15 protein-coding genes, 1 other RNA gene and 1 other annotated feature are annotated in these 19,345 nt (G+C 43.8%); of the genes, 4 read left to right on the top strand and 12 right to left on the bottom strand.

All coding sequences use genetic code 11. From position 1 onward, the window contains the following. Positions 1 to 28: 28 nt before the first annotated feature. Positions 29 to 448, bottom strand: a complete 420-nt coding sequence (gene cymR, locus E4U82_RS04210) for a cysteine metabolism transcriptional regulator CymR (RefSeq protein ID WP_135108822.1) — start codon at positions 446 to 448, stop codon at positions 29 to 31. A gap of 151 nt (positions 449 to 599) precedes the next feature. On the opposite strand from cymR, the gene E4U82_RS04205 reads away from it, so the two are divergent. Together E4U82_RS04205 and E4U82_RS04200 are read left to right on the top strand one after the other, a co-directional pair. Further along, positions 600 to 1,886, top strand: a complete 1,287-nt coding sequence (locus E4U82_RS04205; RefSeq protein WP_135108821.1) for a replication-associated recombination protein A — start codon at positions 600 to 602, stop codon at positions 1,884 to 1,886. Positions 1,887 to 2,314: 428 nt separating this feature from the next. After that, on the top strand, positions 2,315 to 2,965 hold the full coding sequence (locus tag E4U82_RS04200) for an RsfA family transcriptional regulator (protein WP_135108820.1): 651 nt from the start codon (positions 2,315 to 2,317) through the stop codon (positions 2,963 to 2,965). Positions 2,966 to 3,334: 369 nt separating this feature from the next. Here the strand turns inward: E4U82_RS04200 and ssrS are convergent. From ssrS to E4U82_RS19795, 4 genes are all read right to left on the bottom strand, one after another. Continuing rightward, positions 3,335 to 3,520, bottom strand: a non-coding RNA gene (gene ssrS, locus E4U82_RS04195) — 6S RNA. A 119-nt stretch (positions 3,521 to 3,639) separates the two neighbouring features. Continuing rightward, positions 3,640 to 5,406 (bottom strand): aspartate--tRNA ligase, encoded by a 1,767-nt coding sequence (aspS, locus tag E4U82_RS04190; protein ID WP_135108819.1) that lies wholly within the window; start codon positions 5,404 to 5,406, stop codon positions 3,640 to 3,642. A gap of 2 nt (positions 5,407 to 5,408) precedes the next feature. Next, positions 5,409 to 6,689, bottom strand: a complete 1,281-nt coding sequence (gene hisS, locus E4U82_RS04185) for a histidine--tRNA ligase (RefSeq protein ID WP_135108818.1) — start codon at positions 6,687 to 6,689, stop codon at positions 5,409 to 5,411. 180 nt (positions 6,690 to 6,869) lie between these two features. Further along, positions 6,870 to 7,094 (bottom strand) — a binding site (T-box leader). Between the two features lie 49 nt (positions 7,095 to 7,143). Next, a complete protein-coding gene (locus tag E4U82_RS19795) occupies positions 7,144 to 7,317 on the bottom strand; it encodes a sigma factor-like helix-turn-helix DNA-binding protein (RefSeq protein ID WP_167751325.1) in 174 nt (57 codons plus the stop codon). Between the two features lie 92 nt (positions 7,318 to 7,409). Between E4U82_RS19795 and E4U82_RS04180 the strand changes: the two genes are divergently transcribed. Continuing rightward, on the top strand, positions 7,410 to 8,456 hold the full coding sequence (locus E4U82_RS04180) for an N-acetylmuramoyl-L-alanine amidase family protein (RefSeq protein WP_167751324.1): 1,047 nt from the start codon (positions 7,410 to 7,412) through the stop codon (positions 8,454 to 8,456). A gap of 62 nt (positions 8,457 to 8,518) precedes the next feature. Here E4U82_RS04180 and dtd read toward each other — a convergent pair whose 3' ends face one another. The 7 genes from dtd to E4U82_RS04145 all read right to left on the bottom strand — a co-directional run bounded on the left by dtd (position 8,519) and on the right by E4U82_RS04145 (position 17,344). After that, positions 8,519 to 8,965 (bottom strand): D-aminoacyl-tRNA deacylase, encoded by a 447-nt coding sequence (dtd, locus tag E4U82_RS04175; protein ID WP_135108816.1) that lies wholly within the window; start codon positions 8,963 to 8,965, stop codon positions 8,519 to 8,521. A 21-nt stretch (positions 8,966 to 8,986) separates the two neighbouring features. Then, positions 8,987 to 11,188, bottom strand: a complete 2,202-nt coding sequence (locus tag E4U82_RS04170) for a RelA/SpoT family protein (RefSeq protein ID WP_135108921.1) — start codon at positions 11,186 to 11,188, stop codon at positions 8,987 to 8,989. Positions 11,189 to 11,386: 198 nt separating this feature from the next. Then, the gene (locus tag E4U82_RS04165; RefSeq protein ID WP_135108814.1) at positions 11,387 to 11,899 is read right to left on the bottom strand and encodes an adenine phosphoribosyltransferase; all 513 of its coding nucleotides are present in this window, start codon (positions 11,897 to 11,899) and stop codon (positions 11,387 to 11,389) included. Then, a complete protein-coding gene (gene recJ, locus E4U82_RS04160) occupies positions 11,889 to 14,216 on the bottom strand; it encodes a single-stranded-DNA-specific exonuclease RecJ (protein WP_135108812.1) in 2,328 nt (775 codons plus the stop codon). The genes E4U82_RS04165 and recJ overlap by 11 nt, the downstream gene beginning before the upstream one ends. Positions 14,217 to 14,272: 56 nt before the next feature. Next, positions 14,273 to 14,605 carry a LapA family protein gene (locus E4U82_RS04155; RefSeq protein WP_135108810.1) on the bottom strand — a complete coding sequence of 111 codons (333 nt, stop codon included), beginning with the start codon at positions 14,603 to 14,605 and terminating at the stop codon, positions 14,273 to 14,275. A 122-nt stretch (positions 14,606 to 14,727) separates the two neighbouring features. Beyond that, a complete protein-coding gene (secDF, locus tag E4U82_RS04150) occupies positions 14,728 to 16,998 on the bottom strand; it encodes a protein translocase subunit SecDF (RefSeq protein WP_135108808.1) in 2,271 nt (756 codons plus the stop codon). A gap of 46 nt (positions 16,999 to 17,044) precedes the next feature. Continuing rightward, positions 17,045 to 17,344 carry a post-transcriptional regulator gene (locus E4U82_RS04145; protein ID WP_135108807.1) on the bottom strand — a complete coding sequence of 100 codons (300 nt, stop codon included), beginning with the start codon at positions 17,342 to 17,344 and terminating at the stop codon, positions 17,045 to 17,047. A gap of 128 nt (positions 17,345 to 17,472) precedes the next feature. Between E4U82_RS04145 and spoVB the strand changes: the two genes are divergently transcribed. After that, positions 17,473 to 19,026 (top strand): stage V sporulation protein B, encoded by a 1,554-nt coding sequence (gene spoVB, locus E4U82_RS04140; protein ID WP_135108805.1) that lies wholly within the window; start codon positions 17,473 to 17,475, stop codon positions 19,024 to 19,026. The last annotated feature ends 319 nt before the right edge of the window (positions 19,027 to 19,345 follow it).

Here is a 19,345-nt window from a genome sequence, read left to right as displayed (position 1 = left end):
TGATTACCCTTTCCAATCCCAAACTGACTTAAATATAAAACATATATGAATCTTGCTGCTGATCGTTTTCACGCTGTTTTAAATCTTCCAGTGTTGTGGTATCGAGCACATCTTTCACTGCATCTCTGATCCGTATCCATAATGCCTGCTTTGCCGGTTCTTCATCCTCGATTCCTTCGACTGGTGAGATCGGCCCTTCCAATACGCGAATAATATCGCCTGCTTTAATGTCACGCGGCTTCTTTGCCAGTTCATAGCCGCCATAGGCACCCCGGATGCTTTTAATCAGACCGGCATTCCTCAGCGGAGACGCCAGTTGTTCCAGATAATGTTCCGATAGTTTCTTTTCCCGCGCGATCGCCTTCAGTGATATGGGCCCATTGCCATGTTTTCTGGCAAGTTCCAGCATGATCGTCAAGCCATAACGACCTTTTGTCGAAATTTTCATTAATAACACCTCACGCCTGCTTCTTTCGTTCATAGTCATTATTTACAATACAAATTATTATAGCATGAATGGCCTGTTTCTTGCATTTTAACACAATCAGCATTACGCTTTTACATATACAGTTTACTATTTTATAAAAAGGACGATTAAATTGAAACAAAAACCACTTGCATATCGTATGCGCCCTGAACACATAGATGACATTATCGGTCAGGAACACCTGGTTGACGACGGAAAAATACTTTCCCGCATGATTCAAGCCGACCGTCTGGCGTCGATGATACTGTTCGGGCCACCGGGTACCGGCAAAACGTCCATGGCTTTCGCACTTGCTAAAAGTCTGCAGCTGCCCGTCAGAATGCTGAATGCCGTTGTCGACAAGAAAAAAGATATGGAAATCGTTGTAGAAGAAGCCAAAATGAGCGGCCAGGTCGTGATGGTGCTTGATGAAGTGCACAGGCTTGATAAGGCCAAACAAGATTTTTTACTTCCCCATATTGAAAGCAACCTTGTCACATTGATTGGCTGCACGACAAGCAACCCTTATCATTCTATCAATCCTGCTATACGCAGCAGGTGTCATTTATTTGAGCTTCATCCATTAACGATGGAACATATAAAAACAGCTATCAAAAGGGCTTCAACAGATGATCAGAATGGGTTGGGTGCTGAGTCTGTTGAACTAACAGATGACGCATTAAACCATTTGGCGCTGGCAGCAAATGGCGATATGCGTGCAGCACTAAATGGCCTTGAACTTGCCGTATCCTCCACACCAAAAGATGCGGAGGGTAACATTGCTATCACACTTGATATCGCCGAAGAATGCATGCAGAAGAAAAGCTTCTCCCATGATAAAGACGGGGATGCTCATTATGACGTTTTATCAGCTTTTCAAAAATCGATCCGGGGCAGTGATGCCAATGCAGCACTTCATTATCTGGGGCGACTAATTGAAGCAGGTGATCTTGACAGCATCGCTCGCCGGATGATCGTCATTGCCTATGAAGACATCGGCCTCGCGAATCCGCAAGCCGGTCCGCGCGCTGTTACCGCTGTTCAGGCTGCCGAACGTCTTGGTTTTCCTGAAGCACGAATCCCGCTAGCCGTAGCTATCGTGGAACTGTCGCTGTCACCTAAATCGAACACAGCCTATAAGGCACTAGACGAGGCACTGTCCGACATCCGCAGCGGTAAAAGCGGAGACGTGCCGGCACACTTGAAGGATGCCCATTACCAAGGGGCGAAAAAAATGGGACGAGGCATTGATTATAAATATCCGCATCAATATGAAAACAGCTGGGTTAGTCAGCAATATTTACCGGATGCCATCAAAAAGAAAGATTACTACAAACCTAAAAACAGCAGCAAATTTGAACAGCAGCTGAAGCAGGTTCACGAAAAAATACAGGCAGAGAAAAATAATACTAGATTTTAGGATTGACATCAAAATCTATGGTTGAAGTGAATGAATAAAAATGAGAACAAAAAGCTAGCTAGCGGAGGAAAAACACGGAGACTTCTGTGGCAATGCGCAGTGTAGACCTGAGCAGAAAAAGTGCTCTTTTTTTCGAGGAGGCTGAGGACAAGCCCACGGAGAGCGACGAGCAAAACTTCTGCCGAGTATACTGCGGGTTGCGAGGAGTGCTGCTTCCCCGAAATAACTTCCAACACGACGAGCACCAAGTGTTTTTTCCATAGCGATTGCCTGCATTAAATATTCTTCTAATTTGTCAACCTTAGATTTTGGTAAAGAACCAGACTTTAAAGGTATAATTCTTTTTTCAAGCGGCCACACTAAATAGTACAGAAAATAGTAAGACAAAAATCTATTGTTGGACCGTATTGAAAAAGGAGTTGAATATTATGGCTAAAGTAAGACAAGATGCCTGGTCGCACGAAGATGATTTGCTTCTGGCGGAGACGGTATTGCGCCATATCAGAGAAGGCAGCACACAGCTGCATGCCTTTGAGGAAGTGGGCGATCAATTAAATCGCACCTCAGCAGCTTGTGGTTTCCGCTGGAATGCCGAAGTCAGAAATAAATATAATGATGCGATAGAAATTGCAAAACGGCAAAGAAAAGAGAAAAAACGCGAAACAGCTGCAAAAGCAAAACAGCCAGTCATCACGATTCCACAGAATAATCAGGTTGTGGAACTGGATAAAACAGAGGAAGTGCACGAGCAGCCACCAATAACAATGGATTCTGTCATCCAATTTTTAAAGCAGTTAAAAAAAGACTATCAGGCTTCCAATCAATCAAAACAATCCCTGGAGCAAACACAACAGGAAAATGACACTCTAAGGGATCAAGTAAGTGAATTGGAAAATAAGCTGAGCCGTACAACCAAACAACTGGAAACTGTACAGGAAGATTATCAGGTGTTTATGCAGATTATGGACAGAGCCCGAAAAATGACAGTCTTTGATGATCAGGATTCATTCAAAACCCCTTCATTCCGAATGGATAAAAATGGCAATCTGCAGCAAGTTGCGGATGGTCCAAATCAATAACGCTCAAATTCTGCAGTGGCAAGAGGCTGGGCCAAAAGAATAGCATTAAAATAAAAATCCGAACAAGATGTAAAAAATATGTAATCTGTTCGGATTTTTATTATAGTGATAGGCGTTTCACCAGCAGAGTAAAAATACGGAGATTCCAGGGCAAGCGGAGGGCTGGATGGGGGCCCGGAGCGCGCCATTTAGGTTCAAAGGCTAAAATCGCAACATCTTGCAGCAAGACGAGCACCAAGTATTCTTCCGGAGCGATGGCTAGCACATCCTAACTTAAACTAAAAAAACGAATGATCATTCGTTTTTTAGTTTAAGTAGTTGAGGTTTGTCCCAGCTCCAATTACTATTTCTATGCATTTTTATGTATCTATCAATCCCAATTGTGCCGTCTGTCTTCTTGTTTTGATCCCGCTCCTGGCAGGTGGGTGCCCTGTTCCATATTTATTATGCTTCCCCGGCCCCGGGGCTTGCACGCAATATGAAAACCTATGTGGGCTCCCGTTTATAAAAGTGTTCGGTCAAAACGAATTTATCAGACGAACACATCAGGATTGATCATGCAATAAAAATTTACTGTAGAATTATCTTATCATACAGATGCTTTGTAATCAATATTCGAGCAAATAAAATATTCATGACAAACATGACAATTCTACAACAATTCTGCATTTAACTCATATACCATCATTGATTCGAATAGACAATTCGTCCAGCTGTGCTTGACTGACATCACCTGGTGCATCTGTGAGTAAATCTGATGCCGAGGCCGTCTTTGGAAATAGGATCGTATCTCTCAAATTAGATCTTCCTGCCAATAACATGACAATCCTGTCCAGCCCCAGAGCAATGCCCCCGTGCGGCGGTGCACCGTATTCCAGTGCTTCAAGCAGAAAACCAAACTGTTCATTTGCTTCTTCCTTTGTAAACCCTAATACGTCAAACATCTTCAGCTGTTGTTCTTTTTTGTGAATCCGCAACGATCCCCCGCCAAGTTCATAACCATTCAATACAAGGTCATACGCATTTGCCCGGACACTTCCCGGGTCACGTTCCAGCTTGTCAAGATCTTCTTCAACCGGCATCGTAAACGGATGGTGTGCAGCAAAATAACGAGCGGAATCTTCATCATACTCCAATAATGGCCAGTCCGTCACCCACAGAAAATTGAACTGATTCTCATCAATCAAGTTTAATTCCTTTCCGAGTTTCAGCCTTAGTGCGCCTAAACTGTCATACACAACAGCAGTTTTGTCGGCGCAAAATAAAAGCAAGTCAGCATCATCGGCAGCCGACCGGTCAATCAGTCCATTTTTTTCTTCATCAGTAAGGAATTTTGCGATCGGACCAGTCAATTCGCCATCGTTAACTTTAAGCCATGCCAGTCCTTTAGCACCGTAAACCTTCGCAAATTCAGTCAATTTATCAATATCTTTCCGGGAATATTGAGCTGCTTGTCCCTTAACATTTAAGAGGCTGACTTTTCCTCCTGATTCAATCGCATCCCGAAAAACCTTAAACGACGCATGTTCCACAATATCCGATACATGAATCAATTCCATACCAAATCTTGTGTCCGGTTTATCGGATCCGAAACGCTCCATTGCTTCATCATAAGGCATACGTGGCAGCGGAAGTGAGAGGTCTTTATTTTTAACTTCTTTCAGCATATTTCGCATCATGTTTTCCGTCATTTCCATAATCTCATCGCTAGTCAGGAATGATGTTTCAATATCAACCTGCGTGAATTCCGGCTGACGATCCGCCCGCAAATCCTCATCCCGGAAACATCGGGCAATCTGATAGTATTTTTCAAAACCACTCATCATGATCAACTGTTTAAATAGCTGGGGAGATTGTGGCAGTGCATAAAAATGACCTTGATGGACTCGGCTTGGCACGAGATAGTCTCTTGCGCCCTCCGGCGTGCTTTTCGTTAAAATGGGTGTCTCCATTTCCAAAAACCCATCATCATTTAAAAAGTTTCGAATTGCCTGTGTTGCCCGATGCCGCATTTTAAATGTTTCCTGCAGCGTACTTCTCCGCAAATCAATATAACGATACTTCAAACGTAAATCTTCGGCAACATCTGTCTCTTCCTCAATAAGAAACGGTGGCGTTTTGGCCTTATTTAAAACGACTAAATCTGTCGCCAGTACTTCAATCCGGCCAGTCCCCATTGCCGGGTTTACGGTTTCTTCGGCACGTTTCACAACCTTACCCTTTATTTCCAGAACGTATTCCGTTCTCACCCCTTCAGCCGCTTGCAAAGCAGCTTTCGAATGATCCGGATTGAATACAACTTGCACAAGACCGGACTTATCACGTAAATCGATAAAGATCAGCCCGCCCAAATCACGGCGTTTTTGCACCCAACCTTTCAGCAACACCGATTGATTAACATCTTTTTCACTTAATGTTCCGCCTAATATGCGCTCACTCATTATCATTTCCTCCTGAGAAGTTTTCCGTTCATAAACTCGGCCAGTTCAGCCAATGATACTTCTTCCTGATCTCCGGTCGCCATTTCTTTCACATTAATGGTTCCCCGCTCCATTTCAGTTTCACCGAGAACAAGGACATATTTGGCGTGATAACGGTCGGCGGCTTTAAATTGTGCTTTGATTTTACGGCCCTGGTAGTCCCGATCAATTTGGATGCCGCGTTTGCGCAAATCATGGAGAATCTGAACCGAAACTTTTTCAGCCTCATCACCAACTGTCACAAGAAAGCAGTCCAGATCGCTGTCTACCGGAATATTAATCTTTTCAGCTTCCAATGCCATTAACAAGCGCTCCAACCCCATGCCAAAACCAATACCGGGGGTCTCAGGTCCTCCTAATTCCTCAACCAGTCCATTATACCTGCCACCGCCGGCAAGTGTGGTAATTGCTCCGAATCCTTCAGCTTCACTCATGATTTCAAAAGCAGTGTGATTATAATAGTCAAGCCCGCGCACCAAATTTGGATCGACTTCATAATCAATCCCCATCAGCGTCAAATAGCTTTTGACTTTTTCAAAATACTGAGAGGAATCCTCGTTCAAATAATCCAAAATAGAAGGTGCCGTCTTCATGGCGGGATGGTCCTGATCTGTTTTACAATCCAAAATTCGCAACGGATTTTGGACAAGCCGTGTCTGACAATCACTGCAAAACTCATCCTTATGGGGCGTGAAATGGTCAACTAATGCCTGACGGTGCCGATAGCTGCTCTCCTTGTCTCCCAACGAATTAATCACTAATTTCAGTGACGTCAGTCCAAGTTCACGATAACACGTCATGGCCAGGTCAATTACCTCGGCGTCCACTGCCGGATCCGCACTTCCCATGATCTCAACCCCGAACTGATTTAGCTGTCGCATTCTGCCCTTCTGCGGTCGTTCATAACGGAACATTTGAGCAAAATAATAAAGTTTGACTGGTTGATTAGGACTTCCATGCAGTTTATGTTCAACAAAAGGTCGTACCACCGATGCAGTGCCTTCCGGTCGTAACGTCAGACTCCTGCCGCCCTTGTCTTCAAACGTATACATCTCTTTTTGAACAATATCGGTCGAATCGCCCACCCCTCGCTGAAAAAGCTCCGTATGCTCAAATAAAGGTGTGCGGATTTCCTCAAAATGATATCGTCTGCAAACGTCCTTTATATTTTCCTCAATAAATTGCCATTTCGCCGCTTCTTCCGGTAAAATGTCAGCTGTCCCGCGTGGCGCTTTTATACTCATTATCTATACCCCCTAAATCATTTAAAATAATGGCTTGGTTAGTGTCGATGCTTCAGGTAAATAATATTCGAAAAATACGCATTCACTCATTTTTTATTGAATGAGTTGTATTCTTATAAGGACATCCATAACGTATATTTTCTGACATTATAACAAAAAACCCCCGGTCCCTTACTGGTAATAAGGGACGGGAGTTTACCCGCGTTGCCACCCTGGTTGATGCCGTCTTAAGCATCCGCTCTTCACAGTTAACGCCTGCAAGACGTCTATACCTACTTGTTTCTTTTCGATATAGAACCTAAGGAATGTCGTTCATCAGGGCTCGGTACGAAAATGTTTTCAGCCGATGACATTTTCTCTCTTTGGACCTCACAATCTGACTACTCTTTCCCTCACTGGTCGGTTTAATTTTCGTATTGAATGACTTCTATATTAATGTTTCACCATTATATTGTCAAGTACGGATAATTTTTTTCTTCAGCCTTTTAACCTCGCCAAGGGAAATTCCCAATTCTTCTGCTATTTCCATATGATTAAACTGATCTTCCATTTCCATAAAGCGATGAAAGTCTGCCCCGTAAACGCCTTTATTGACATTTGCGTTCCACTGTTTTTCGTTTGTACGCATAACCGTACCCTCCCTCACTATCTTTAGTTTTGCCTCTTTTAAAACTTTTTATTACAATCAAGGTTAATGAAGGTTGGATAGGAGGAAAAGGTGTGCATTTTAAAAAATCAGTCGGAGTATTACTGTTTATTCTATGCTTTTCATTTACGCCTTCTGTACAAGCTGACAAGGCTGTGGTCATCACGGATGATCTGAATATCCGGTCAGGGCCCGGGACGGATTATGAACGAATCGGCCAGGTGCATACCGGCGAAGCGCTCCAGATTATCAGCCTGCAAAATGACTGGGTGGAAATAGCGTTTGACCATGAAAGCGGCTGGGTAACACGCGAATTCGTTGACATCGATTCGGCACACAGGGATGCATCGACCGGTGATACAACGATAGGCCATGTCATCAGCAGCGTTACCATACAACATGACAACACCCATTTACGGGAAGGCCCTTCAACGTCATATGATATCACTGGATTTGCCAAAAAAGGTGATGATTTTGACGTTATAGCCGCAGAGAACAATTGGTATAAGATTGCAAATGGCGAAATGTCCGGGTATGTACGACAGGAGTTTGTTGATCGTCATAAACCGTCATCTCCGGCAGGCCTCGAAAATAAAACCATCGTTATTGATGCTGGTCATGGCGGGCGTGATGTAGGAGCGATCGGTGCAAGCGGAACATATGAAAAAGACTTTACTTACCGAACGATGCAGGAACTCAAAAAAGAACTGACCATGCTTGGCGCCGAGGTTGTTTTAACCAGAGACACGGGCCAATTTGTTTCACTTGCCAGCAGGACGAGCCTGGCCAATCTGGCAAATACTGATGCTTTTATCAGTATCCACTATAACAGCTTTCCTCAGGCACCTGATATTACTGGAATCAACACGTATTATTATCATAAGCAGAGTGAGGAACTTGCCCGGTTCGTTCAGGAAGGACTGATAAACAAAACCGAAGCAACTGACCGCGAGGCTCTTCAGGAAGATTATTATGTCATCAGACAAAATTTCAATCCATCCATTCTCGTGGAACTTGGATTTATTTCCAATTCAGAACAAGAGCAGCGTCTCCAGACAACCAGTTATCAAAAACAATTAGTCTCGGGGATGGTTACCGGTCTTACCCAATATTTTAAATAACGATTGCCCGCTTGCTCGTTACGTTTGGAAATAAATAGCGGAGAATGGGCCCCCATTCTCCGCTATTTATCATCCGTATCCAGAATAATGGTCACCGGACCTGAATTGGTCAGCTGTACTTGCATCATTTCGCCAAATTCCCCTGTCTCCACATGAATATCCTGCTGTTCAACCTGTTGATTAAAATAATGATAAAGTTCATTCGCCTGTTCTGGTCCGGCGGCATTCAAATAGTTGGGCCGCCTGCCTTTGCGCGTATCCGCATACAAAGTGAATTGGGAAATGGACAGGACTTTTCCGGCAACATCCTTTAGTGAAAGATTCATTTTACCGTCCTGATCATCAAAAATCCGTAAATGAACCAGTTTATGAACCAGGTAATCCGCATCTTCTCTTGTATCATCGTGTGTAACGCCGACGAGGACGACCAGACCGTGATCAATTGTACCAGCCGTACTTTCGTTCACGGTTACACTTGCGCCTCGCGCACGCTGAATGACTGCCCTCATAGCCTTAAGCTCTCCTTTAATCTATTGAATGGTGCGTGTTACAGTATAAACGTCCTTTATCTGTTTAATCCGTTCAACAATCCGCTTTAAATGCCCGGTATTATGAATGAGGATCGTTATGTGAATAACAGCCATTCTATTTCGGTCAGAGCGGCCGTTCACATACGTAATATTTGTCTTCATTTCATTTACCGCCTGCAGGACTTCATTCACTAAGCCACGGCGGTCATAACCCGATATTTCCAAGTCAACATGGTATTGTTTCTTGTCGATGTTGCCGTTTTCCCATTCAACATGAATAGCGCGTTCTTTAGCTTCCTCGGTCTGGATATTCGGGCAATCCGCCCGGTGAACAGACACGCCCCTGCCTTTTGTAATATAGCCTTCAATGGCATCGCCAGGCACCGGGTTACAGCATTTAGCCAGGCGCACCAGTAAGTTATCAACACCTTCAACTTTTACGCCCGAATCCTTTTTTTGCACCTTTTTGGTAAGTCTGTCAGTTTTGACTTCCTGAATTGTCTCTTCCAGGTTTTGTTTCTTCTGTTTATCCTGGCGCAATTTGTCTGTCAGCCGAGTTGCGATTAATGCGGATGTGATTCCCTGATATCCCACTGCAGCATACATGTCGTCCTCACTGGAAAAATTAAACTTTTCAAACAAACGTTTCAAATTATCGTTGGTGAGCACTTCTTTTGGTTCGATTCCCAGCGCACGGATTTCTTTGTCGACCGCTTCTTTCCCTTTGCTTATATTTTCATCACGGCGTTGTTTTTTAAAAAATTGCTTAATTTTACTTTTGGCTTGCGACGTTTGAGTTATCGACAGCCAGTCCTGGGAGGGGCCATACGAATGTTTGGAAGTCATCACATCCACAATATCCCCGTTCTTCAGCTGATAGTCGAGCGGCTCCATTTTCCCGTTCACTTTGGCACCAATTGTCTTATTGCCAACCTCCGTATGAATTCGGTAAGCAAAATCAAGTGGTACTGAACCGGATGGCAGTTCAATGACATCACCTTTTGGCGTAAAGACATAAACCATATCAGAAAACAGATCAACTTTTAATGTTTCCATAAATTCTTCAGCATCGTGTGTTTCACTTTGCCAGTCAAGAATCTCCTTGAACCAGGTCAATTTTTCCTCAAATGATTTACTATCTTTTGGTAATTGCTTTCCTTCTTTATAGGCCCAATGTGCTGCGATTCCATATTCGGCGATTTCATGCATCTCTTTTGTGCGGATCTGCACTTCAAGCGGATCTCCTTTTGGGCCAATAACCGTCGTATGCAATGACTGATAAAGATTGGGCTTGGGCATTGCAATATAGTCTTTAAACCTGCCAGGCATCGGTTTCCAGCACGTATGAATAATGCCCAGCACGGCATAACAGTCTTTAATACTGTGAACAAGAATCCTTACTGCCAACAAGTCATATATTTCATTAAACTGTTTTTTCTGCTTGACCATTTTCCGGTAAATACTGTATAAATGTTTTGGTCTGCCTGAAATATCAGCTTCAATACTCACATCATTCAGTTGTTGCTTCACCTCATCAATAACCTCATCGATATAGGTTTCCCGCTCTTCACGTTTCTGTTTCATCAGCTGAACGATCCGGTAATATTGTTGTGGATTCAAATAGCGTAATGCCGTATCCTCCAGTTCCCATTTAATGGTCGATATCCCGAGTCGGTGGGCTAAGGGTGCGAATATTTCCAGGGTCTCATTTGAAATTCTCCGCTGTTTATTCGGCGGCAAGTGTTTCAGTGTCCGCATATTATGCAAACGGTCGGCAAGTTTGATCAGAATCACCCGGATGTCCCTTGCCATCGCCACAAACATTTTCCGGTGGTTTTCTGCCTGAAGGGCCTCCTTCGATTTATACTTGATTTTACCAAGCTTCGTAACGCCATCCACAAGCATGGCCACTTCCTCATTGAACGAATCTTCCAGGTCATCAAGCGTCACGTCCGTATCCTCAACGACATCATGCAAAAAACCGACCGCGATTGTTACCGGGTCCATTTCCAGATCAACCAGAATCCCGGCAACCTGAACCGGATGAACAATATAAGGCTCACCAGATTTCCGGAATTGATCCTGATGTGCATCATTAGCAAATTCATATGCACGTCGGAGAAAAGCAGCATCTTCCTCTGTAAGATACGTCCTGGCTTTCGCAATCACTTCTTCATTTGTTAACATTTCTTCTTTCGCCATAAAATCACCTGAATTCACTTTGACAATGGTTCTCGACAGACGGATCCGGACTCGAGCTGTTTGAGTCATTACCTGCCTCTACTATTGTTTATAGTATTAAAAATTTTTGCTGAAATGTAAAGGAAAAACCGTTATATTTCCGAAAACCGAATGAATCATAACAGGCCTGATGCATTCGATCAGGCCTCTCATCCCGGACTAATAACGTGTTAACGTCAGTACGTCATATCCATCCAATTTTCCCAGTCCATTCAGATAGGATAGTTCGACTAGAAAAGCGCATCCAACGACAATACCACCCAGTTCTTCAACTAAATTGATGGTTGCCTCGATTGTGCCGCCTGTTGCAAGCAAATCGTCTGTTATCAAAACACGCTGACCGGGTTTGATGGCGTCTTTATGAATCGTCAAAACATTTTTTCCATATTCCAGACCATAGTCAACTTTAATCACGTCACGCGGCAATTTACCTTCTTTTCTTACTGGTGCAAATCCTACTTCCAGCGCATAGGAAACAGGGCAGCCGATGATGAACCCTCTTGCCTCAGGACCAACAACGATATCGATATCTTTTTGGCGGGCAAATGCCACAATTTCATCCACTGCTGACTTAAATACTTTGCCATTATCCATTAATGGTGTTATATCTTTAAATTGTACGCCTTCCTTTGGCCAATCTTCAACAATTTGTATATGTTTTTTATAGTCCATAAACAAGTTCCTCCTTGAGCGTTCCCCTGTCTTCCATATATTGTGACAGCCATGTTTTCAGTTCATCATATGTTGAATAGTATAATGCTTTTTCAATTTCAGCTTTGGTCAGACGATCTTGATAGATAGCAGACTCCGCTAAATCTTTTTGAACAGGATTTGGATTCAATTTAATAAAACCATTTTCTATTTTAACAAAACCAAGATCAAAAAACACGTTTGTTATAAATTCAATATGGTCTTTTGTCCATGCTTTCGCATCCATAATCAAGGGCAATTCCTGGTTTATATCAATTTGCTTTCGCTTGAACAGAAGTGCGTACAGCCATTTGAAATCTCCTCTGGCCGGAAAAACGGTCATGAATGCACTGTCCCGGATCTGGAAACATGCATGGATATTGGCGGGATTGAGCTGCAGCAGCAACCGCTTAAAAGCTTTCAAATCAGTTGGCATATCGAATAAAAACACCGTATCAACAGCCCCTAAACTGCTTACTTCCGTATCATATGTAACACACCGGACATGATCAGGCTGATTCGTCTCATCCGGTAAGGAATGATAAACTGCTGTATAATCCCTATGTTGTTGCACATAAGGCGTTATATCAAAGTCATTTTTTCCCCGATGGTCAAACAACTGGTTCTCCCCAATGGTCATATCCTGCATTATGAGCTGTACTTTCCGGAAACCGTTCCACTCATTAATCCCGAGCTCACCAACAATCGATATTGGAGTCTTCGGAGTGAGGTGATTATATAAATTTCCAAGCCCAAAACCGATGCCATCAAGTGTCTGCCCCTGATGCCGGAACTGCATTTTTAAATGTTTTTTATTTTTTCCGATTTGTCTGATGTTTGCAGGCACTTCTTTCACATGGAAAACAGGCTTAGGGTTGGCCATACCAAACGGGGCCAGCTGCCTGATTTCCTCAACCAGTTCCTCATTCATTTCCGGTAAACCGATTGTCCCAGCGACCTCAATTTCCTGGGTGAAATCTTCTGTGGTCAATTCCTGATGGATCCGATCATTCAATTCCGTTTTTAATGTTTGCAGGTTGGAAAGGGGCAGCGTCATCCCAGCGGCTTGTGCATGGCCACCAAAGTGTGTAAAGACATCCCTTATTTTCATACAGTTTGTAAATAAATCAAAGGCAGGAATACTTCTGGCAGAACCTTTCACAGTGCCCGTTTCCGGCAAAATGGAAAGGACAATTGCCGGGCGGTCGTATTTCCGCACCAGATTTGAGGCAACAATCCCCAATACCCCCTGATGCCACCCTTCTTTAGCGACGACAATGACTCCCTGATCGTCAAGAGGTTCCGTCATTTCTTCAGCCTCTTTCACGATCGTACTGACAATCTGCTGCCGTTCCTGGTTGATCGATTGAACCGTCTCAGCGATTTCATCAGCTTCTTCCTGAATATCGGTCAACAGCAGATGAACCGCCAGATCAGCATCCTGTAACCTTCCGACCGCATTTAGTCTTGGCCCAATTGAAAAACCGATATCCTCTTCAGTGACGTCGCCGTTAATACCGCAAACTTGCTTTAAAGCATGCAATCCTGGTTTGCTGGAGGCGGATAACGCTTTTAACCCGTAATAGGCAATGACACGGTTTTCGCCCGTTAATGGTACAAGGTCAGCAATCGTCCCAATGGCAGCAAAGTCTAGCAGGTGTTTTGGAAAATAACCAAGTAATACTTCTGCGAATTTGAGAGCGACACCTGCGCCCGCAAGCTCTTTAAACCCATAATCAGGCGAACACTTCGGATGGATTATCGCTAATGCATCCGGTAATGGTTCCTGTGGTTCATGATGATCGGTAATAATCAGGTCAATCCCGAGATCCTTAGCAACCACTGCTTCTGGTATGGCGGCAATTCCTGTATCGACGGTTATAATTAGGCGATACCCTTTTTCAGAGGCCGCTCGGAATGCCTCCTCATTTGGTCCATATCCTTCTGTGAAACGATTTGGAATATAGTAATCACATTCCGCACCAAGTTCTTGCAATGTTTTGATCATGATGGCGGTAGAACTGACACCATCAGCATCATAATCCCCATATACAAGAATTTTATCACCATTAGCAATGCCTTCATGTACTCGTTCAGCTGCTTTATCACTATTTGACAATAACTGTCCGTTGTATAATTGTGCAAGATCAGGAGATACAAACGCTTCAGCTTCATCCAGTGAAGTAATCCCCCGCTGCAATAGCAATTCTTTAATAAGCGGTGAGAATCGATTGGAACCCCAATTTGCTGAATTGCTTTGGCTGTTTGCAAACGTCCATTTCATTTTACTCTCTAACATATACTCACCCCTGACTAATCCAGTATACAGGAGATAGCCATGGGGAGCAATCGAGTTTATTTACCGTTTTTTTCAACCGATTGACCGGCTATTTCATTTTTGGATTCAGCTTCATGAAGTAAGTCATGTTTTTTCAAGGTTGCTTTTAACTGTTTGTTTTCAGACAGGACGGTACGCCGCTCACGCTGCAATTGGATCATCTTCACCAGGCCAACCGCTGCTGTGATGACTCCTCCCATTAAGACGGAAAACAGTATCACCAATATTAATGGTGCCTCTCCGCTATCAATCAAGTAATTAACTTCGACCGGATCAACATTAATCACTGCAAAAACGGCGACAATTAAAACAAAAATAATAGCCAGTATGACATAGGTCTGTCCCCGCACATTTACCCTCCTTTCAACACGCCATTTTTAAACCACTTTATCCTCTACATTACCCTTTTCAGTCTTGAATTAACCATAAAGCGAACCCCCTGAAGCACATGAGCATCAGGGGGACTGTTTCATTATACCTGGGGTCCTTCCGTACGTTTCTTTTTGGCAAAGATAACCGGTTTTTCCTGTATATTTTTCCCGCGCCATACAAGCCATAGCTGGGATGCGAGAAATAACGACGAATAAGTACCTGCCAGAAGTCCGACTGCCAGTGCAATCGCAAAGCCAGCGATAGACTGAGCACCCAGGAATAAGAATGCCAGCACGGCAATCATGGTCGTGACTGTCGTATTGATACTCCGGGTCATGGTTTGCACAAGACTTCGGTTAACGATTTTGGCAAGTTCTTTAAAGGATTTGACCCGTTTCTTTTTCCTCAAATTTTCACGAATCCGATCAAAGGTCACTATAGTGTCGTTGATCGAATAACCAATAATGGTAAGAATAGCAGCAACAATCGTCACATCAAATTCAATCTGTGTCAAACTGAATATGGTCAATATGAAAAAGGCGTCATGGATTAAGGCAATGATTGCCGTTATCCCGAAAAACAGTTCAAACCTTATGGTGACGTAGATAATCATGCCAATGGAAGCAATTCCTACTGCATAAAGCGCATTTTTAACCAGTTCCTCCCCGACGATCGGTGAAACAACACTTACACTCGTGTCCGCATTGAAGTTCTCTCCAAAGTACGTTTGGATTTCCGAAATTCGGTCTTCATCAATTACCCGGTCATAACGGAGGATGGCTCCCTTGTTGTTGTCACCTGTCAGGACGACTGACTGGGCTTGTAAATCCATTTCTTCCAAACCGCTTTCGATTTCTTCCGTATTCAAAGTGTCTTCTGCTGAAAGCTGAATGCGTGATCCGCTCGTAAAATCAATACCCGGGTTCATCTGGAAAATGCCCAGTGAGACAGCTCCCAGAATGACCATGATTGCAGATGCCAGGAAGAATTTCTTCCGGTGCTGAACCACATGAAGTTCCTTGTTAAACACGCGCGGCTCATATTCAGTTGAATCAGCTATGTCCTTGATGTCCTTCTGCTTGATACCGAACCAGCCTGGACGGTTTTTCAGGAATTTGCTTTTGACCCATAGCCCCATTAATAAGCGCGTACCATAGACAGCTGTCAGGAAGCTGACAACGATACTGAGAATCAGCATAGTCGCAAACCCTTTAACAGAGCTTGTGCCAAAAATAAATAGGACTGCTGCCGCCAGTATGGTTGTAATATTGGCGTCAACAATGGCCCGAAGCGAGTTTTTCGAGCCTGCTTTGAAGGCCGCCTGAACGGATTTGCCCTGCCTCAGTTCTTCCTTAATCCGTTCAAACGTAATCACATTTGCATCGACCGCCATACCAACACCGAGAATTAAGGCCGCTATCCCTTGTAATGTCAGGACACCATTCATTAAATCAAATACCAACAGAACCAAATAAATGTAAATGCTCAAATTAATCACTGCCATGACACCCGGAAAACGATACACGGCCATCATGAACAGGAAGATGATACCAATGCCGACCATACCGGCGAACACGGTTTTATCCAATGCCTGTTCACCGAAATGCGCCCCGACTGTGTTGGAATAGAGTTCTGTCATATTAACCGGCAGTGACCCGGCATTGATAATATCGGCCAGCCGTTGTGCCGAATCAACGGTAAAATCACCATCAATCTGCACATTGGCTGTATTCAGCGTTTCTTTGACAGTGGGTGCGGAAACGTATTTTGAGTCCTCTTTTTCGTATTCCTCAGCAAATGAGTCGCCTTCCTGGTAGTCCATCCAGATGACGAGCAGGTTATCCGGATAAGGTGTTTCCGGATTTTTTTTATCTTTTATCCGGTTGGTGATTTGACCGAATTGGGATGCATCCTTCAGCTGCAGTGTGACGATCGGCTGGTTTGTCTGCTGGCTGAAATCCTGTTGTGCGCCCCCTTCGACAAAGTCTGAACCGTCCAGCAGTTTCTCATCATCAACATTGCGTAATGACAGACGTGCCGAAGTTGATAGTAACTCACGCGCCTCTTCCTGGTTTTCAACGCCGGCGAGTTGCACCCGTATCCGGTCTTCGCCTTCTATATCGATATTTGCTTCGCTGATACCTAATCTGTTTACTCGTTCATTCAGAATCCGGACGGTTGTTTCGAGCAGTTCCCTGTCCGTTTCCTCATCTTCCTCAACAGGCTCCACTTCATATAAAATTTCAAAGCCGCCCTGCAGATCAAGACCCAGGTTAATATCTTTCGCAATCCCAGTTACCGTTGAACCGACCGTTCCTGCAAATACGAGAACGATCAGGAAAAAGGCAACTATTCTGCCTCTTGTTTTCATCTGTAGTTCTGCCTCCCTTAATATGGCACGGGTCATTTATTATGTATCATTCATGCATTTCTGCCTGGCCGTTTTCAGTCAGTGCTGCAATTGACGCCGCTAAGTTATCATCCTGCTGGGCATTAACGGTTAAATAGCTCATATAAATATTGGATGATAGACGGAAAATATCCTGAACCACTTCATATAAACGCACTTGAGGGTCCCCTTTCCACACTTTTTTCTTCAGACACTTCCAGACGTCTCCGCCTGTTGCGTTATGGTAGCCCATCAACCGCAGTTCAGTTGCTTTACTTTTCAATGCAGGTTCAACTTCCGCTTTCCATTCATTGACGGTTCTTATCATGTCCTCTACCAACCCCTCGTCATACCTTTATCGACTTATATCAGGATGCTTGTCATGCTTGGCCCACTCTATTGCATATATATCATTGTATCTGAAATTTTATTTTTTGAGAAGGTAGGTCGGCAATATTGACCAAACAAACATTTTTGCAGGGAACGCTAATCCTGATAGCGGCAGGCATGATAACACGACTGCTCGGTTTTATTAACCGGCTGGTTTTAGCTCGGTTTATGGGTGAGGAAGGTATCGGTTTGTATATGATGGCACTTCCCACCCTATTTCTGGTTATCACGGTGACACAGCTTGGTCTTCCGGTTGCCATTTCCAAGCGTGTATCTGAAGCGGAAGCCAAAAATGATCAAGCTAAAATCAAACGAATTCTTGTCATATCATTGCTCATAACGGGCATCACGAGTATTGTTTTCACCATTGGCATGGTTATGGCCGCACCATTTATTGCCACAACATTGCTGACGGATGAGCGGACACTCTATCCATTGATCGCCATTAGCCCCATTGTCCCAATCATTGCCATATCCTCCGTTCTCAAAGGCTATTTTCAGGGACGGCAGAATATGAAACCGCAAAGCTTTGCACTCGTCATTGAACAACTTGTCCGGATCACCTGTGTTGCTTTTTTTATAAAATTATTGCTTCCTTACGGCGTTGAGTTTGCTGCTGCCGGTGCCATGTTCAGTGTGATACTCGGTGAACTGGCCTCCATGTCATATTTGACTGGTATATTTAAACGGCAAAAAATGATACGGGTGCGGCACCGTTTTTTTGACTATATTAAGTCCAGCAAAGATACAATGAAAGAACTGTTTTCCATTTCATTGCCAAGTACCGGTAGCGGGCTGATTGGCAGGATGTCCCATTTTCTGGAGCCGATTCTTGTTGCACAAAGTCTGGCCATTGCCGGCATCTCCAGTTCACTGGCAACGAAACAATATGGGGAGTTAACGGGCTATGTATTACCTTTACTTTTTTTGCCTACTTTTATTACCAATTCATTGTCAATTGCTTTAGTGCCGTCCATATCAGAAGCCGACGCACGTCAAAACAAACAGCTTATTCATTACCGGGTTCATCAGTCAATCCGAATTTCATTTGCTTCGGGTGCGATTGCCACTGTTGTGCTTACTTTATTTGCATCGCCAATATTAACGTATATGTATGGGACCGCAAATGCAAGTCATTTTTTAGTGTTAATGGCACCTTTTTTTATCTTGCTTTATATTCAATCACCATTACAGGCTGCATTGCAGGCGCTCGACTTGGCAAGACCGGCCATGTGGAACAGTTTAATCGGAGCAGCCATCAAACTAACTGTGCTCTTTTTACTGGCATCGAATCCTAACTTTGGCATAAATGGGGTCGCCATTGCCATGTCCGTTGGTGTTATCCTTGTTACATTGCTGCATCTGGCAAGTCTTTACAAGGAAATCGGATTTATGATAGCGGGCAGGGATTTGCTGAAAATGGGGCTACTCGTCACCCTGACGTGGTTATCCGGAAAATTCTTACGGGATGTCTTTACTGGCATGGACTCGAACCTGTTTATTTTCATCCTGATGCTCATGGCCTTGCTGGTCATTTATATCATGCTGCTTTTCTTCTTAAGGTTCCTGACAAAGGAAGAATTAAGCCAAATACCCATCCTGCAAAAGTGGTTCTCATGAACAGAACTAAAAAACATAACGCCCCGCATACCGGCGTTATGTTTTGTATTTAAACTATGTTAAACAATTTTTAAATACAAAACCCTTTTCGTAAATTTGTTGCTCTGTAGAAACGCAGTTGAGATAAACTGCGACGTAACGAAAATTTTCATATAGCGGCTTATGCCACTCTGATTACCGCTGAGTGCTTTGAAACGCTCCGGCAATATACTTGGTGCTCGTCGTGTTGCAAGACTTTTCGAAGTAGCAGCACTCTTCACAACTCGTAGCGTATTCGGTGGAAGCTTTGGCTCGTCGCTTTCCATGGGCACGGCCTCGG

The sequence above is a fragment of the Lentibacillus salicampi genome, from assembly GCF_004565465.1.
GTDB classification, from domain to species: domain Bacteria; phylum Bacillota; class Bacilli; order Bacillales; family Amphibacillaceae; genus Lentibacillus; species Lentibacillus salicampi.
The sequence above is the reverse complement of the archived record's forward strand: the minus strand, read 5'-3'. Positions and strand labels throughout refer to the sequence as shown.

Bases quoted from the DNA above. Each gene is read 5' to 3' on its own strand.
- hisS (WP_135108818.1), bottom strand. From the start codon at position 6,689: ATGAGTATAAAAGCGCCACGCGGGACAGCTGACATTTTACCGGAAGAA.
- recJ (WP_135108812.1), bottom strand. From the start codon at position 14,216: ATGTTAGAGAGTAAAATGAAATGGACGTTTGCAAACAGCCAAAGCAAT.
- secDF (WP_135108808.1), bottom strand. From the start codon at position 16,998: ATGAAAACAAGAGGCAGAATAGTTGCCTTTTTCCTGATCGTTCTCGTA.
- E4U82_RS19795 (WP_167751325.1), bottom strand. From the start codon at position 7,317: ATGCGTACAAACGAAAAACAGTGGAACGCAAATGTCAATAAAGGCGTT.
- E4U82_RS04165 (WP_135108814.1), bottom strand. From the start codon at position 11,899: ATGGACTATAAAAAACATATACAAATTGTTGAAGATTGGCCAAAGGAA.
- aspS (WP_135108819.1), bottom strand. From the start codon at position 5,406: ATGAGTGAGCGCATATTAGGCGGAACATTAAGTGAAAAAGATGTTAAT.
- cymR (WP_135108822.1), bottom strand. From the start codon at position 448: ATGAAAATTTCGACAAAAGGTCGTTATGGCTTGACGATCATGCTGGAA.
- E4U82_RS04170 (WP_135108921.1), bottom strand. From the start codon at position 11,188: ATGGCGAAAGAAGAAATGTTAACAAATGAAGAAGTGATTGCGAAAGCC.
- dtd (WP_135108816.1), bottom strand. From the start codon at position 8,965: ATGAGGGCAGTCATTCAGCGTGCGCGAGGCGCAAGTGTAACCGTGAAC.
- E4U82_RS04145 (WP_135108807.1), bottom strand. From the start codon at position 17,344: ATGATAAGAACCGTCAATGAATGGAAAGCGGAAGTTGAACCTGCATTG.
- E4U82_RS04200 (WP_135108820.1), top strand. From the start codon at position 2,315: ATGGCTAAAGTAAGACAAGATGCCTGGTCGCACGAAGATGATTTGCTT.